The 15,670-nt window shown below is 73.3% G+C and carries 14 protein-coding genes and 2 tRNA genes; 8 read left to right on the forward strand and 8 right to left on the reverse strand.

Going from position 1 to position 15,670, the window contains the following annotated elements; genetic code table 11:
* Positions 1 to 20 precede the first annotated feature (20 nt).
* Positions 21 to 1,109: a PDZ domain-containing protein gene (locus tag ACIQKA_RS13635; protein ID WP_391093262.1), complete on the forward strand. Its 1,089-nt coding sequence runs from the start codon at positions 21 to 23 to the stop codon at positions 1,107 to 1,109.
* A gap of 97 nt (positions 1,110 to 1,206) precedes the next feature.
* On the opposite strand, the gene ACIQKA_RS13640 is transcribed toward ACIQKA_RS13635, so the two are convergent.
* Positions 1,207 to 1,758 carry a PPA1309 family protein gene (locus tag ACIQKA_RS13640; RefSeq protein WP_383159061.1) on the reverse strand — a complete coding sequence of 184 codons (552 nt, stop codon included), beginning with the start codon at positions 1,756 to 1,758 and terminating at the stop codon, positions 1,207 to 1,209.
* Between the two features lie 170 nt (positions 1,759 to 1,928).
* On the opposite strand from ACIQKA_RS13640, the gene ACIQKA_RS13645 reads away from it, so the two are divergent.
* From ACIQKA_RS13645 to ACIQKA_RS13660, 4 genes are all read left to right on the forward strand, one after another.
* Complete coding sequence (locus tag ACIQKA_RS13645; RefSeq protein ID WP_383443945.1) at positions 1,929 to 4,835, forward strand: UPF0182 family protein; 2,907 nt, start codon at positions 1,929 to 1,931, stop codon at positions 4,833 to 4,835.
* A gap of 45 nt (positions 4,836 to 4,880) precedes the next feature.
* Positions 4,881 to 4,954 (forward strand) — tRNA-Met (locus ACIQKA_RS13650).
* A 207-nt stretch (positions 4,955 to 5,161) separates the two neighbouring features.
* Positions 5,162 to 7,126: a sel1 repeat family protein gene (locus ACIQKA_RS13655; protein WP_383159058.1), complete on the forward strand. Its 1,965-nt coding sequence runs from the start codon at positions 5,162 to 5,164 to the stop codon at positions 7,124 to 7,126.
* Between the two features lie 74 nt (positions 7,127 to 7,200).
* Positions 7,201 to 7,274, forward strand: a tRNA-Met gene (locus tag ACIQKA_RS13660).
* Between the two features lie 116 nt (positions 7,275 to 7,390).
* Here ACIQKA_RS13660 and ACIQKA_RS13665 read toward each other — a convergent pair.
* The 3 genes from ACIQKA_RS13665 to hisN form a co-directional block, all read right to left on the reverse strand.
* Positions 7,391 to 7,810 carry a Fur family transcriptional regulator gene (locus ACIQKA_RS13665; RefSeq protein ID WP_125658529.1) on the reverse strand — a complete coding sequence of 140 codons (420 nt, stop codon included), beginning with the start codon at positions 7,808 to 7,810 and terminating at the stop codon, positions 7,391 to 7,393.
* A gap of 303 nt (positions 7,811 to 8,113) precedes the next feature.
* Positions 8,114 to 8,503, reverse strand: a complete 390-nt coding sequence (locus tag ACIQKA_RS13670) for a CBS domain-containing protein (protein ID WP_366371754.1) — start codon at positions 8,501 to 8,503, stop codon at positions 8,114 to 8,116.
* A gap of 470 nt (positions 8,504 to 8,973) precedes the next feature.
* Positions 8,974 to 9,792: a histidinol-phosphatase gene (gene hisN / locus ACIQKA_RS13675; RefSeq protein WP_383443893.1), complete on the reverse strand. Its 819-nt coding sequence runs from the start codon at positions 9,790 to 9,792 to the stop codon at positions 8,974 to 8,976.
* A 157-nt stretch (positions 9,793 to 9,949) separates the two neighbouring features.
* Between hisN and ACIQKA_RS13680 the strand changes: the two genes are divergently transcribed.
* Positions 9,950 to 10,612, forward strand: a complete 663-nt coding sequence (locus ACIQKA_RS13680) for a TetR/AcrR family transcriptional regulator (RefSeq protein ID WP_402540995.1) — start codon at positions 9,950 to 9,952, stop codon at positions 10,610 to 10,612.
* On the opposite strand, the gene ACIQKA_RS13685 is transcribed toward ACIQKA_RS13680, so the two are convergent.
* The 4 genes from ACIQKA_RS13685 to ACIQKA_RS13700 form a co-directional block, all read right to left on the reverse strand.
* Entirely contained in the window at positions 10,504 to 10,827 is a 324-nt protein-coding gene (locus ACIQKA_RS13685) for a multidrug efflux SMR transporter (protein ID WP_078968180.1), read from the reverse strand. The two genes, ACIQKA_RS13680 and ACIQKA_RS13685, sit on opposite strands and share 109 nt — an antisense overlap.
* 92 nt (positions 10,828 to 10,919) lie before the next feature.
* Positions 10,920 to 11,933 (reverse strand): ribosome small subunit-dependent GTPase A, encoded by a 1,014-nt coding sequence (gene rsgA, locus ACIQKA_RS13690; RefSeq protein WP_383158012.1) that lies wholly within the window; start codon positions 11,931 to 11,933, stop codon positions 10,920 to 10,922.
* 3 nt (positions 11,934 to 11,936) lie between these two features.
* Positions 11,937 to 13,268 carry a 3-phosphoshikimate 1-carboxyvinyltransferase gene (aroA, locus tag ACIQKA_RS13695; RefSeq protein ID WP_383434352.1) on the reverse strand — a complete coding sequence of 444 codons (1,332 nt, stop codon included), beginning with the start codon at positions 13,266 to 13,268 and terminating at the stop codon, positions 11,937 to 11,939.
* Between the two features lie 20 nt (positions 13,269 to 13,288).
* The gene (locus ACIQKA_RS13700) at positions 13,289 to 13,975 is read right to left on the reverse strand and encodes a M50 family metallopeptidase (protein WP_383158007.1); all 687 of its coding nucleotides are present in this window, start codon (positions 13,973 to 13,975) and stop codon (positions 13,289 to 13,291) included.
* Between the two features lie 50 nt (positions 13,976 to 14,025).
* On the opposite strand from ACIQKA_RS13700, the gene ACIQKA_RS13705 reads away from it, so the two are divergent.
* Together ACIQKA_RS13705 and ACIQKA_RS13710 are read left to right on the forward strand one after the other, a co-directional pair.
* Positions 14,026 to 14,841 carry an SOS response-associated peptidase gene (locus ACIQKA_RS13705; protein ID WP_383158005.1) on the forward strand — a complete coding sequence of 272 codons (816 nt, stop codon included), beginning with the start codon at positions 14,026 to 14,028 and terminating at the stop codon, positions 14,839 to 14,841.
* Between the two features lie 28 nt (positions 14,842 to 14,869).
* Positions 14,870 to 15,547, forward strand: a complete 678-nt coding sequence (locus ACIQKA_RS13710) for an alpha/beta family hydrolase (protein ID WP_402540997.1) — start codon at positions 14,870 to 14,872, stop codon at positions 15,545 to 15,547.
* Positions 15,548 to 15,670: the final 123 nt, after the last annotated feature.

Genomic DNA, 15,670 nt, shown 5'->3' on the forward strand with positions numbered 1-15,670 from the left:
GAGTCCCGTACTGTCGTTCCATGCCACGCCGCACCGCGACGATGCTCGCCTCCACCCTGGTCCTGATCTGCCTGCTCATCGCCGGCGTTCTGATCCCGGTGCCGTACGCGGAGATGAGCCCCGGACCGACGGTCAACACCCTCGGCGAGGCCAGGGGGGAGCCGGTCCTCCGGATCTCCGGCCGCAAGACGTACCCGACCGACGGCCACCTCAACATGACGACGGTCCGGGTCACCGGCGCGGACTACCGGATGAACGCCGTCGAGGCCGTCTACGGATGGCTCGCCCACGACAACGTGGTGGTGCCGCACGACACGCTCTACCCGGACGGCAAGACCGAGGAGCAGTCGAGCCAGGAGAACGCCGAGGAGTTCAGCCAGTCCCAGGAGAGCGCGAAGGTGGCGGCCCTCGGCGAGCTGGGCATCCCGGTGGTCTCCCGGGTCGTCGTCGCCACGGTGGTCAAGGGCGCCCCGGCCGAGGGCAGGCTGCACGCCGGAGACGTGATCAGGGCCGTCGACGGCGTGCCGATCGCCGAACAGAGCGACGTCGCCGCGCAGGTGACGAAGCGGAAGCCCGGCCAGGACGTCGAGTTCACCATCGTCCCCGCCAAGGAGGCGGCCGCCGCCGAGAAGGCGGGCAAGGAGCCGACCGCCACCCGGAAGGTGGTCATCAGGACCACCACCTCCGAGGAGGGCGACCGGGCCGTCGTCGGCATCCAGGCCGGCACCGACCACGTCTTCCCGTTCACGATCGACATCAACCTGGCCGACGTCGGCGGCCCCAGCGCCGGACTGATGTTCGCGCTCGGCATCATCGACAAGCTCACCCCGGAGAGCCTCACGGGCGGCCGGTTCGTGGCCGGCACCGGCACCATCGACGACAAGGGGAAGGTCGGCCCGATCGGCGGCATCGAGATGAAGCTCGTCGGCGCGCGCAACGCGGGCGCCGAGTACTTCCTCACCCCGGCCGACAACTGCGCCACGGCCGCCTCCGACATCCCCGACGGACTCACGCTCGTCAAGGTCGACACCATCGACGACGCCACGAAGTCCCTGGAGAAGCTCCGCGAGGGCGACACGGCGTCCCTGCCGAGCTGCTCCAATGGCTGAGCCCCGGGACGCGCGCGGACACGGGACGCGGGCACGGGCAGACACGAAGGGCGGCACCCCGACCGGGGGCGCCGCCCTTCTCCGTACGGACGGGCCCTCAGCCCTCGAAGGTGGCCGCGAGCGCCTCGGCGAGCCCCGGCACCAGGTCCGGGCCCGTCAGGACCTCGGTCGCCGAGTCCTTCTCGCGCAGCCGGATCGCCGCCTCGCGCGCGCCGCTCCGCAGCACCGCCACGGTCATCCGGACCTCCTGGCGGTCCGGGTGCCCGGCGACCCACTTGGCGAGCTGCTTCTCGCTCAGCCCCTGCGGCACCTGGGCCTCCGCCGACGGGGGCAGCATGAGCCGCTCCACCGTCATGGCGCAGCCGGCGACGGCGTCGGGCCAGGCGATCGTGCCGAGGAACTCGTCGAGCGGCTTCCCGCGCGGCAGCTTGTCCTGCTCGATCGGTGTGTAGGAGGCGGCGTCGTCGCCCAGGCCGAGCTGGGAGGCGAGCCTGGGCTCCCGGGCGCGCAGCCGGGCGGTGTCGACCAGGGCGAACAGGCGGGCGGGCTGGTCCCAGCCGAGGCCCGACGCGTAGGTGTCGATCTCGAGCACCGCGCGGGTGAGGGGGCTCGCGGCCATCGCCGGGCCGGAGGGGGAAACGTTGGACATGACCAACATCCTGCCTCCTCTTCCCCCGAAGCCGGGAACTAGGTAAAGCCTCGGTAAGTTGCATCAGTGGGCCCTACGATCGCGGGGCCTGCTTTCAGACCCATCAGCACGCGTCGACACGCTCGACACCGAGACGCATCAACACCGAGGGGCGCACGTTGGCTTTCCAGATGCCGGACCGCGGCGGAGGCCCGTCAGGGCCAAGGATGAGAGTCGGCCGGCCGTCCCGGCGGGCCCGTACCCTGCTCATGACACTCGGGGTCCTGGCCGTGCTGGCCATGGCCTTCGTGATGTTCGCCGGGTTCTGGACGGACTGGCTCTGGTACCGCTCGGTCGATTACTCGTCCGTGTTCACCACCACCCTGTGGACCAAGATCGGCCTCTTCGCGGTCTTCGGCCTCCTGATGGGGCTCGCCGTCGGCTTCAACATCTGGCTGGCGCACCGGCTGCGGCCGCCGCTCAGCGCGATGTCGCTGGAGCAGCAGAGCCTCGACCGGTACCGGATGGGCCTCGCGCCCTTCAAGAAGTGGGTGCTGCTCGCGGTCACGGCCCTGGTGGCCCTGATCGCCGGCGCCTCCGCCTCCGGCCAGTGGCGCACCTGGCTGATGTGGATCAACGGCGTGAAGTTCGGCCAGAAGGACCCGCAGTTCGGGCTCGACGTGGCGTTCTACGCCTTCGACCTTCCCTGGTACCGCTTCCTCCTCGCGTTCGGCTTCGCCGCCGCCGTCCTGTCGCTGATCGCCGCCGCGCTCACGCACTACCTGTACGGCGGACTGCGGGTCACCAGCCCGGGCGCCCGCGCCACCGCCGCCGCCACGGGCCACCTCTCGGTGCTCCTCGGCGTCTTCGTGTCGCTGAAGGCCGTGGCGTACTGGCTCGACCGGTACGGCCTGGCCGTGAAGTCCAGCGACTTCAAGGCCACCGGCAACTGGACGGGCCTGCGGTACGTCGACGCCAACGCGTACCTGCCGGCGAAGACCATCCTCTTCTGCATCGCCGCGATCTGCGCCGTGCTGTTCTTCGCGACGCTCTGGCGCCGCACCTGGCAGCTCCCGGTGATCGGCTTCGGCCTGATGGTGCTCTCCGCCGTCCTGATCGGCGGCCTGTACCCGGCCATCGTGCAGAAGTTCCAGGTCCAGCCGAACGAGCAGGCCAAGGAAGCGCCGTACATCCAGAAGAACATCGACGCGACCCGCAAGGCGTACGCGATCGACGGGACGAAGCCCGAGAACTACTCGGGCAAGTCGACGGTCAAGGACAAAGACAAGCTGCGGGCCGACGCCGACACGGCGGCCAGCTACCGCCTCCTCGACCCGAACATCGTCTCGCCCACGTTCCAGCAGCTGGAGCAGAAGCGGAAGTACTACCAGTTCCCGACCACCCTGGACGTGGACCGCTACCAGGGCAAGGACACCGTCATCGGTCTCCGCGAGCTCAACATCCGCGGCATCCCGAAGCGGAACTGGATCAACGACCACTTCACCTACACCCACGGCTACGGCGCGATCATGGCCACGGGCACGCAGACCGACGCCAACGGCTCCCCGGTCTTCACCGAGTCCGGCCTGCCGACCACCGGCCAGCTCCCGAAGTACGAGCAGCGGATCTACTACGGCGAGAAGACCGACCAGTACTCGATCGTGGGCGGGCCCCAGCGGGAGCTCGACTACGAGGAGAACGGCGAGAAGACCACCAGCTACAAGGAGAAGAGCGGCGTCAGCCTCTCCAGCACCTTCAACCGCGCCGCGTACGCGGTGGCCTTCAGCGAGCCGCAGATCCTCTACTCGGGGGCCATCGGCGACGGCTCGCGGATCCTCTACAACCGCACGCCCAAGGACCGCGTCGAGGCGGTCGCGCCCTGGCTGACCATCGACGGCGACGCCTACCCGGCGGTCGTCGGCGGCCGGATCCAGTGGATCATCGACGCGTACACGACGACGAACGGCTACCCGTACGCCTCGCGCACCACGCTCGGCGACACCACGGCCGACTCGCTGACCGTCGGCAACCAGCAGCGCACGGTCGTCGCCCAGCAGAACCAGGTCAACTACATCCGCAACTCGGTGAAGGCCACCGTCGACGCCTACGACGGCACGGTGAAGCTGTACCAGTGGGACACCGAGGACCCGGTCCTGAAGACCTGGATGAAGGCGTTCCCGGACACGGTCGAGCCGAAGTCCGAGATCAAGGGCGACCTCCTGGAGCACCTGCGCTACCCGCAGGACATGTTCAAGGTCCAGCGCGAGCTGCTGACCCGCTACCACGTCACCGACCCCGCGCAGTTCTACAGCGGCTCGGACGCCTGGCAGGTGCCGGACGACCCGACCAACAAGGACGGCAACGCGGTCCCGCCGTACTACCTGAGCATGAAGATGCCCGGGGACGCGGCGCAGCGCTTCTCGCTGACGACGACGTTCACGCCGAACGGGCGGCCCAACCTGGGCGGCTTCATGGCGGTCGACGCCGACGCCACCAGCAAGGAGTACGGCCGGATGAGACTGCTGAGGGTCACCCAGGACGTGCCGGGCCCGGCCCAGGTGCAGAGCAAGCTCAACGGCCTGCCGTCGGTGGCCCAGTTCGTCCGGGACCTGAAGGGCGCCGACTCCGACATCCAGTACGGCAACCTGCTGACGGTGCCGCTCGACGGCGGGTTCCTGTACGTGGAACCGGTGTACGCCCAGGGGCGGAACGCGCTCTACCCGCTCCTGAAGAAGGTCGCGGTGTCCTACGTGGACGCGGACCAGCCCGCGGGTGACACGACCAAGGACACCACGGTGTTCGAGGACAACCTCACCAAGGCGCTCAACGCGGTCTTCGGGGTGGACGCGCCGACGCAGCCGACGCCGGAGCAGCCGACGCCGGAGCAGCCGGGCACCACGCCTCCGCCGCCGGCGTCGAACGACGACGCGCTGAAGCAGGCGATCGCCGACGCCCAGAAGGCGTACGACGCGGGCGAGGCGGCCCTCCAGAAGGGCGACTGGACCGCGTACGGCAAGGCGCAGGAGGAGTTGCAGGCGGCCCTCCAGAAGGCCGCCGACGCCGGGGCGAAGCTCAAGGCCCCGGGAGCAGGCGGCTGACCTGAGGTTTTCCACCTCCGCGTCGTGATACTGTTACGTCACCGACGCGGGGTGGAGCAGCTCGGTAGCTCGCTGGGCTCATAACCCAGAGGTCGCAGGTTCAAATCCTGTCCCCGCTACTCTGTGGCAAACGAGGGCCCGGATCCATAAGGATCCGGGCCCTCGTCGTGTGTCGACGTGTCAGGGGGTACCGAAGAGCGGTAGGGAAGGGGCGAGTTGGCGTGAGTCGTGTTTGACTTGTCTCTCTGTGGGCATGTCGACAAAACGCTGAGTGACCTCACTGGCTGCGGTTTACCAGGTGTGCTCGGGTGGCGGGTGGTGCGACGATGGTATTTATGGGGGACAGGGCAACTCTGTTGGAGACAGGGCGGTTTGTGCAGCGGCACGCCAGGAACGCCGCGGACGAGATCATCGAGGCAGCGGGGGCCGTCGACGCGGTCCTCGGCACCACCGCCGAGACCGATGCCGTCACCGAGAACGAGACCGAGACGGAGGCCCGGCACCGCCGCGCCGCCGAGCGCGGCGACCTCGCCTCCATGAGCGCCCTCGGCGCGCTGCTGCTGCGCCGCGGCGACCTCGACGGCGCCGAGCCCCACCTGCGCGCCGCCACCGCCGAGGGGGACCGGGCCGCCGCCAACAACCTGGGCGTCCTGCTGCACCAGCGCGGATACGCCGACGAGGCCGCCGGCTGGTGGCGGGTCGCCGCCGTCGCCGGTTCCGCCCCCGCCGCCCACGCGCTCGGCCGCCACCACCGCGAGCGCGGCGACGAGCCCGCCGCCGAGTACTGGCTGCGCCAGGCCGCCGAGCAGGGCCACGCCCTCGGCGCGTACGCCCTCGCCGACCTCCTGGAGCACCGCGGCGACGTCGGCGCCGAGCGCTGGCTGCGCGCCGCCGCCGAGCAGGGCCACCGCGAGGCCGCCTACCGGCTCGCCATGGCCCTGGAGCGGCGGGCCACCGAGGCCCCCCGCGGCCCGCACGCCACCGGGACCCGCCTCCCGGTCCCCGGGGCCGCCAGGAGCGCCGCCGGCGCGGCTCCCGGGGCCCTGCTGCCCGACGGCCCCCCGGCCGCCGAGCCCGTGGGCGAACTCGCCGAGGCCGAGCAGTGGTTCCGGCAGGCCGCCGCGCGCGGCCACCGGCGGGCCGCGCTCCACCTCGGCGCCATCCTGGAGCAGCGCGGCGAGCTCAAGGAGGCCGGCCGCTGGTACCTCAGCTCCGCCAAGGAGGGCGAGGCCAGGGCCGCCTGCGCGCTCGGCTTCCTGCTCCGCGACGCGGGCGACGAGGAGAGCGCCGCCGTGTGGTGGCTGCGGGCCGCCCAGGACGGCGACGGCAACGCCGCCAACGCCCTGGGGGCCCTGCACGCGGCCCGGGGCGAGCAGCAGACCGCCGAGCGCTGGTACCGGGCCGCCATGGACGCCGGCGACGTCAACGGCGCCTACAACCTCGGGCTGCTCTGCGCCGCCCAGGACCGCATCCCGCAGGCCGAGCAGTGGTACCGGCGGGCCGCCTACGCGGGCCACCGCGAGGCCGCCAACGCGCTCGCCGTGCTGCTCCTCCAGGCCGGCGACGCCAACGGCGCCGAGCCGTGGTTCTCCAAGGCCGCCGAGGCCGGCAGCGTGGACGCCGCCTTCAACCTGGGCATCCTGCACGCCGGGCGCGACGACGACCGCACGGCCCTCGTCTGGTACGAGCGGGCCGCCGCCGCCGGGCACACCGAGGCCGCCCTCCAGGTCGGCATCGCCGCCCTGCGCGACGGCGACGAGCAGACCGCCGAGCGGCACCTGCGGTGCGCGGCGGGCGGCGGCAGCGCCGAGGCCGCCTTCCGGCTCGCCTCGGTGCTCGACGCGCGCCGCCCCGAGCCCGGCCCCGCCGTGCTCGGTGCGCCCCGCGAGGAGAAGAGCGAGTGCGAGGAGTGGTACGAGCGGGCCGCCCGGCAGGGCCACCGGCGCGCCCAGGTGCGGGTCGGGATGCTCGCCGCCGCGCGCGGCGACCTGGCCGAGGCCGACCGCTGGTACCGCGAGGCCGCCGAGGCCGGCAGCCGCAACGGCGCCTTCAACCTGGGGCTGCTGCTGGCCCGCGAGGGCAGCGAGCGCGAGGCCTCCCTCTGGTGGACCCGGGCCGCCCGGGCCGGCCACGGCCGCGCCGCGCTCCGGCTCGCGCTGCTCGCGGCGCGCCGGGGCGAGCTCACCGAGGGGCGCCGCTGGTGCGCCCGCGCGGTGGAGCTGGGCCCGGCGGAGGTCGCCGAGCGGGCGGCGCGGCTGAGCGAGGCGCTGCACCAGGAGCTGACGGCGTGACGGACGGGCCGGGGGCGCCGGGCGTTAACGGATTTGCACCGGTGACGGAAGACCCGTAAGGTTGGGTTCACCGACGCGGGGTGGAGCAGCTCGGTAGCTCGCTGGGCTCATAACCCAGAGGTCGCAGGTTCAAATCCTGTCCCCGCTACTCAGTGGCACGAAGGCCCGGATCCTCTTGGATCCGGGCCTTCGTCGTTCCGGCGTGTGCGGGAGCACGCGTGGAAAGGGCCCCCTCCGGAGCGGGGGCCCTCGTCCGTGCGAGTCTCAGGCCGTCGTCGCGCAGCTCGGGCAGACGCCCCGGTACGTGACCTCGACCTCGGAGATCGTGAAGCCGAAGCGCTCGCTGTCCGGCAGGTCCGCCAGCGGGTCGCCGCCCGGGTGCACGTCGCGGATCGCGCCGCACCGGCCGCAGACCAGGTGCTGGTGCGGACGGTGGGCGTTCGGGTCGTACCGCTTGGCGCGCCCGTCGGTGGCCACCTCGATGACCTCGCCGAGGGTGACCATCTCGCCCAGCGTGTTGTAGACGGTCGCGCGCGAGATCTCGGGCAGCCGCGTCACGGCGCGCGCGTGGACCTCGTCGGCGGTCAGGTGCACGTGGTCCCCGTCGAGCACTTCGGCCACGACGCGCCGCTGCGCGGTCATGCGCCAGCCGCGTCCGCGCAGGCGTTCCAACAGGTCGCTCATGAGGGCCAGCCTAACAGTCGGGGACAAGATCCCGAACAAAGTGTGACTTTGGAGACTGGATTGACTTGGACTTTGTCCAAGGTAGGATCATGCACGGCCTTGGCCGGAATTCGGGGGTGGACCGCACCGGTAGCGACGACTTCGGACGGGCGGTCGACGCCTTCCGCGAGGCGGACGGAGACTTCGGCGAGCGGCTGGGGGCCGCGGTCCAGGCCCTGCGCGGCCGACGGCCGCCTGCCGAGGAGAGGGGGGCCGGGCCCCGCCCGTACGGATACGGGCGGGGCCCGGCCCTCCCGCGCGTGCTCAGGCGGCGGCGCTGTGCACCGGGATCCAGCAGCGGACGATGTCGCGTACGGAGACGATGCCGACCGGCCCGTTGTCGTCGAGGACGACCAGGTGGCGGAAGCCGCCGCGGGTCATCGCCTCGGCCGCCTCCGCCAGGGTCCAGGTGGGCGCGGCGAAGACGACGTCCCGGGTGGTGTGGGCGTCGGCGGTCTCGTGGTCGGGGTTCCGGTCGGCGCCGACGGCGTCGAGGATGTCGCGCTCGGTGAGGATGCCGAAGCCGCCGGCATCGCTGTCCTGGACGACGGCGGCGCCGACGCGGCGCGCCGACATCAGCCTCGCCGCCTGGCGGAGGGTGTGGGCCGGGCCGATGGTCAGGATCACGGGGCTCATGGCGTCGCGGACGAGCATGGAAGGGACCACCTCCTGTTCGAGAACTTTTTCACAAGTTCACAAGTGGGGGGAGTCTCAGAGTGGCACCGGGGGAGGGGGCCGACAAGGGGGCGCGCGAGGCGTCTCCGGGAGCGCGGGCGGCGCCCGGGGCGCCGGAGCGGAGCGGGGCCGGGAGGCGACGGCGGCCTTCCCGGGGCGCCGAGGTATCGGGAGACGGCGGCGGCCTTCCCGGGGCGCCAGGGCGGCTGGGGTGTCGGGAGGCGGCGGCGGCCTTCCCGGGGCGCCGAGGCGGCTGGGGTGTCGGGAGGCGGCGGTGGCCTTCCCGAGGTGTCGGGGCGGGGCCGCGCCGGATGCCGGGGCGCCCAAAGCGGAGCCGCGCCGGGTGCCGGGGTGCTCGCCCTCCCGGGCGCCCGGGTGTCGAGTGCCCGGCGGCGGATCCCGGGTGCCGGGCGGCGGTCGTCCTCACCGCCCCCGGCGCCGGGCCCGTTTCAGGAGGTGCCCTCCTCGGGGTCCCGCTGGTTCAGGTACGAGAGCAGCTCGCCGTGGAGCAGCCCGTTGGACGCCGCCGCGTTCCCGCTGTGCGGCCCGTGCCGCCCGTCCAGGCCCGTGTACGTGCCGCCGGCCTCCTGGACCACGATCGACACCGCCGCCATGTCCCACAGCGACAGCTCCGGCTCCGCGCAGAGGTCCACGGAGCCCTCCGCGACCATCATGTACGGCCAGAAGTCGCCGTACGCCCGCGTCCGCCAGCACGCGCGCGTGAGGTCGAGGAAGCCGTCGAGGCGGCCCCGCTCCTCCCAGCCGCTCAGCGAGGAGTACGCGAACGAGGCGTCTGCCAGGGAGGAGACCTTCGAGACCCCGATCCGGGTCGCCGAGGCCAGGCTGCGGCCCGTGTACGCCCCGGCGCCCTTCGCCGCCCACCAGCGGCGGCCGAGCGCCGGGGCCGACACCACGCCCACCACCGGCTGGAACCCGGTCTCCCCGGCCTCCATCAGCGCGATCAGGGTCGCCCAGACCGGCACCCCGCGCACGTAGTTCTTCGTCCCGTCGATCGGGTCGATCACCCAGCGGCGCGGGCCCGAGCCCTCCACGCCGTACTCCTCGCCCAGGATCGCGTCGCGCGGCCTGGCCCGCTGGAGCTGACCGCGGATCAGCTCCTCCGCCGCCTTGTCGGCCTCGCTCACCGGAGTCATGTCCGGCTTCGTCTCGACCTTCAGGTCGAGCGCCTGGAAGCGGTCCATGGTGGCCGCGTCGGCGGCGTCGGCGAGGACGTGGGCGAGGCGCAGGTCATCGTGGTAATCGGCCATGGTCGGCACTCTATCCCCGGGCGCTTCCGGCCGGACGAACCGTCCACCGCGGCCCCGGGCTCCTTGACAGGACGGGGGAGCCTGTCGACGCTGTGTACGGGCCCGCGCACGGAGCGTGCCGGTCCCCGCATCGACACGTACGGCCCGGGAGGCGCCGATGCCGACTGCCCGCGAGGCCCTGCTCGACGCGGCGCTCGCCGCGCTCGCGCACCGGCCCTGGTCCGCCGTGCGGATGGCCGACCTCGCCACCGCCGCCCGGGTCTCCCGGCAGACCCTCTACAACGAGTTCGGCAGCAAGGACGGGCTCGCCCGCGCGCTCGTGCGCAGGGAGGCCGACGCCTACCTCCAGGGCGTGCGCGAGCTGCTCGCCGCCCCGGGGCCGCCCGCCCGGACCCTCGCCGCGCTCGCCGAGTGGATCGTGGCCCGGGTCGCGGCCCGGCCGGTCCTGCGGGCCCTGCTCACCGGGGCCTGGGACGCGCGGCTGCCGGCGCCCCGGCCGGCCGGGCCGGGGACCCGGCCCGCCGCCGTCCCCGCCCAGCGCCGCGCCGACGCCGGGCCGCCCGCGCCGGGGGAGCTGGTGGCGGCGACCGTGGCCTGCGCGGACGAGCGGTGGGCGGCCGGCTGCGAACTCGCCGTCAGGATCGCCCTCAGCCACGTCGTCGCGCCCCCCGTGCCGTGCGGGACGCCCGCGGGGGCCCGGAGGGCGGAAGGTCAGTGCGCGGAGCCGGAGAGCTGGAGCCCGATAACGCCCACGATCACCAGGGTGATCGAGACGATCTTGAGGGTGGAGACCACGTCGCCCAGGAAGACCATGCCGTAGATCGCGGTCCCGGCCGCGCCGATCCCCGTCCACACCGCGTACGCCGGACCCACGTCGAGCTTCCGCAGCGCCAGTGTGAGGAGGCCGAAGCTGCCGAGGGCGAAGGACGCGAAGGCGACCGTCGGCCACAGGCGCGTGAATCCGTGCGAGAGCTTGAGGCAGACCGCGAAGCCCGTTTCCAGGAACCCTGCCACCACCACCAGCAGCCACGCCATCGTCAGTGCCTCCCACGCCGTCGGTGACTGCTTCGTCGCACTGGGTGCGATTATGCACTTACCAGTACCGAACGGACATGAACGCGGACGGCTCAGTCGCCCTCGCGTCGCTCCCGGGTCGCCAGGAGCCGCCGCAGCGAGACGAGTCGCGCCGGATCGGCGTGCCCCTCCGCCACGTACGCGTCGAGGGCGCAGTCCGGCTCGTCGTGGCTGCACGCGCGCGGGCAGTTCTCCGTGCCTGGGACGAGGTCGGGGAAGGCGAGGATCACCCGGGACGGGTCGACGTGGTTCAGGCCGAAGGAGCGCACGCCCGGGGTGTCGATCACCCAGCCGCCCTCCGCGTCGTCGAGCGGCAGGGCGAGCGCCGAGGTCGTGGTGTGCCGGCCCCGGCCCGTGACCGCGTTCACCACACCGGTGGTGCGCCTCCGGTCCGGCGGCACCAGGGCGTTGACGAGGGTCGTCTTGCCGACGCCGGAGTGCCCCACGAACGCGGTGGTCCGGCCCTTGAGGTGCTCGTGCACCCGCTCGGCGGCGGCCCCGTCGACGAACTCGTCCCGGGTGGTCACCACATGGGGCACGCCGAGCGCCCCGTACATCTCCAGGAGCGCGTCCGGCGACGCCAGGTCCGACTTGGTGAGCACGAGCAGCGGGGAGAGGCCGCCGTCGTACGCGGCGACCAGGCAGCGGTCGATCAGCCGGGGCCGCGGCTCGGGGTCGGCGAGCGCGGTGACGATCGCCAGCTGGTCCGCGTTGGCGACGACCACCCGCTCGTACGGGTCGTCGTCGTCGGCCGTGCGCCGCAGCACCGAGGAGCGCTCCCCGATCCGCACGATCCGGGCCAGCGTGTCCTTCTCGCCGGAGAGGTCGCCGACGATCGAGACCCGGTCGCCGACCACGGCGGCCTTGCGGCCCAGCTCGCGCGCCTTCATCGCCGTCACGGTCCGTTCGCCGACCAGACAGGTCAGCCGGCCCCGGTCGACGGTGAGGACCATGCCCTCGACGGCGTCCTCGTGCTTCGGCCGGATGCTGGTCCGGGGACGGGTCCCCTTGCGGTTGGGCCGCTGGCGGATGTCGTCCTCGTCGGTGTGCTTGCCGTAGCGCCGCATCGCTCAGGCCCCGAGCATTTCGGTCCACATCGTCGGGAAGTCGGGCAAGGTCTTGGCCGTCGTCGCCACGTCCTCGATCTCCACGCCCGCGACCGCCAGGCCGATGACCGCGCCCGCCGTGGCCATCCGGTGGTCGTGGTACGTGCGGAAGACGCCGCCGTGCAGCGGGCGCGGGCGGATGTGCAGACCGTCCTCGGTCTCCGTCACGTCCCCGCCCAGCTCGTTGATCTCCTTGGTGAGCGCCGCGAGCCGGTCCGTCTCGTGCAGCCGCAGATGGGCGACGCCGCGCAGGGTGGAGGGGGAGTCGGCGAGGGCCGCGACCGCCGCGATGCCCGGGGTCAGCTCGCCGACCTCGCCGAGGTCGACGTCGATGCCGTGGATCCGGCCCGTGCCGGTGAAGGTCAGGCCCTCGTCCGTCAGCTCGCAGGAACCACCCATCCCGGTGAAGATCTCCCGCAGCGCGTCACCGGGCTGGGTGGTGCGCGCGGGCCAGTCCCGGACCGTCACCCGGCCGCCGGTCACCAGGGCGGCGGCCAGGAACGGCTGGGCGTTCGACAGGTCCGGCTCGACCACCAGGTCCCGGCCGCGCAGCGCGGACGGCGCCACCCGCCACACGTCCGGCTCGCCGCCGTGCTCCGGCTCGTCGACCCGGGCGCCGACCGCGCGCAGCATGTCGACCGTCATCCGGATGTGCGGCATCGAGGGCAGCCGCGACCCCACGTGCCGCACCTCGACGCCCTGGTTGAAGCGGGCCGCGGAGAGCAGCAGGGCACTGACGAACTGGGAGGAGGAGGAGGCGTCGATCTCGACCGTGCCGCCGTCCAGGCCCCCGACGCCGTGCACGGTCATCGGCAGCGCGCCCCGGCCCTCGTCGTCGACCCGGGCGCCGAGCGCGCGCAGCGCGTCGATCACGCCGTGCAGCGGACGCTCGTGGGAGCGCGGGTCGCCGTCGAAGCGCACCGGGCCCTCGGCCAGCGCCGCGACCGGCGGCAGGAAGCGCATGACCGTGCCCGCGTTGCCGACGTCGACGGCCGCGGGGCCGCGCAGCGGCGCGGGGATGATCCGCCAGGCCTCGCCGGTCCCGTCCGGGCCCACCCCCTCCTCGATCCGCACGCCGAGGGTGCGGAGCGCCTCGGCCATCAGGAGGGTGTCCCGGGAGCGCAGCGGGCGGCGCAGCCAGCCGGGCTCGGCGGCGAGCGCGGCGAGGACCAGGGCGCGGTTGGTGACCGACTTCGACCCGGGCACGGTGACGGTCGCGTCGACGGCGCCACGCGCGTACGGAGCGGGCCAGAGGTCGGTGGACGGGTCGGTGTGCGGGGAAGCTGCTGCGGTCATGCCCTCACTGTACGGGGGCGTCAGAAGCGCAGGAGCCAGCGCCCGCCGCCGATCAGGCAGCAGATCGAGACCGTGTGGAAGAAGACCAGCCACACCCCCGCGGGCACGTGGGTGAGGCGCGCGAGCTGGTCCGCGTCCGAGTCCGGGGTGCCGCCCCGGCGCCGCTTCGCCTGGAGCTCGAAGGCCGGCCGGACGCCGCCCAGGAGCAGGAACCAGACCGCCGCGCAGGCGAAGGCGCCCTGCACGTCGGGCCCGGTGAACAGGGCGACGAGGAGGAAGGCGGCGCCCGTCAGCAGGACGGTGAGGATCCCGTACGCGTTGCGGACCATCACGAGCAGCGCGAGGAGCAGGGCGGTCGCGGCCCACAGCAGCAGCGTGGTCCGGTGGGTGCCGATCAGGGCCGCGCCGCCGAGGCCGAGCAGCGGGGCCGCGGGGTAGCCGGCGGCCAGGGTGAGGACTATCCCCGGTCCGGTCGGGCGGCCCCGGGACACGGTCAGGCCGCTGGTGTCCGAGTGCAGCCGGATCGCTTCGAGGCGGCGGCCGGCGGCCAGCGCGACGATGCCGTGGCCGCCCTCGTGGGCGATGGTGATCGCGTTGCGGGCCGGCAGCCAGAGCCCGCGGAACACGACGAGGACCAGCGCGCAGCCGGCGGTGGCCCAGACGATCCACTCGTCCGGGGCGGGCTGGGTGCCGAGGATGTCGTTCATTCGGCGGAAGGCTCCTCGGTCGCGGGCGGGATCGTGGCAGTGTGGCACGTATGTGCGGACGGTTTGCATCGAGTCGACGGCCCGAGGACCTGGTGGAGGTCTTCGGGGTGGAGCAGTGGGAGCCCGAGGAGACCCTGGCCCCCGACTGGAACGTGGCCCCCACCAAACGGGTCTGGGCCGTTCTGGAGCGTCCCGTGAAGGACGCGGAATCCAAGGAGCCGGTTCGCCAGCTGCGCGCCCTGAAGTGGGGACTGGTCCCCTCCTGGTCGAAGAACCCCGACGGCGCCGCCCGGATGATCAACGCCCGGTCCGAGACCCTCCACGAGAAGCCCTCCTTCAAACGCGCCTTCGCCTCGCGCCGCTGCATCATTCCCGCCGACGGCTACTACGAATGGGTGACCGGGACGGCGGAGCGGGACCTGGAGGTGGAGGGGAAGAAGAAGCGGCCGCGCAAGCAGCCGTACTTCGTGACCCCGGCGGACGGCTCGGTCTTCGCGATGGCCGGGCTCTACGAGTTCTGGCGCGACCGGACCCTCCCGGACGACCACCCCTCCTCCTGGTGGGTCACCTGCTCGGTGATCACCACGGAGGCGGAGACCGGTCCGCTGGGCGTGGCCCCGGCCGAGGGGCCCCGCTCGCTCGCCGAGATCCACCCCCGGATGCCGCTGATGCTGACGGAGGACCGCTGGGACGCCTGGCTCTCCCCGGAGAACGGCGAGCTCGAAGAGCTGCGCGGACTGCTCGCCCCGCCGCCGGAGGGCCTGATGCGGGCCTACCCGGTGCCGACGGCCGTCAGCAACGTCCGCAACAACGGCCCCGAACTCCTGACGGAGCTGGAGGGCCCGGAGGAGGGGACGCTCTTCTGAACCGCCGTCCGCGCGGCAGGATGAGGACGTGACCGACGAAACGACCGACGACGCGACCGACGGAACGACGCGCCGCGAGACCGTCCCCACCGACGCCGGGGACGCCCGCGTCACCTGGTACGAGCCGGACGCCGGGACGGAGCCGTGGACCGTCCTCGCCCTCGGCCACGGCGCCGGCGGCGGGATCGAGGCCCGCGACCTGAGGGCCCTGGCCGGGGCGCTGCCCGCCCGGGGCGTGACCGTCGCCCTCGTCGAACAGCCCTGGCGGGTCGCCGGCAAGAGGCTCGCCCCCGCCCCGAAGACCCTCGACACCGCCTGGCGCGGCCTCTGGCCCGCCCTGACGAAGCCCGGTCTCCCCGTGGTCGCGGGCGGCCGCAGCGCCGGCGCCCGGGTCGCCTGCCGCACCGGCCGCGAACTCGGCGCGACGGCCGTCCTCGCGCTGAGCTTCCCGCTGCACCCGCCGGGCAGGCCCGAGAAGACCCGCGCCGACGAACTCCTCGGCACCGGTCTGCCCACCCTCGTGGTCCAGGGCGGCAACGACCCCTTCGGCCGCCCCGAGGAGTACCCGACCGGGCCCTACGGCCTCGTCGAGGTCCCGTACGGGGACCACGGCTTCGCCCTGCCCAAGCGCGCGCCCCTCGGCCCGGACGAGGCCCTCGGCCTCCTCGTGGACGGCGTCGCCGGATGGCTCGACGCCCTGCGCTGACGCCCCGTCCGCCTCCGGCCCGGCCCGTTCCCGGCCCGGGAATGCCGAGCCGGGGGCCGCTGTTGTTCGGTACGTCGTACGACAGCCAGGGAAGAGCAGGGAGAGGAAGTCCGTCGCATGGGT

This window comes from Streptomyces sp. NPDC092045 (genome assembly GCF_044756005.1).
Taxonomy (GTDB): domain Bacteria; phylum Actinomycetota; class Actinomycetes; order Streptomycetales; family Streptomycetaceae; genus Streptomyces.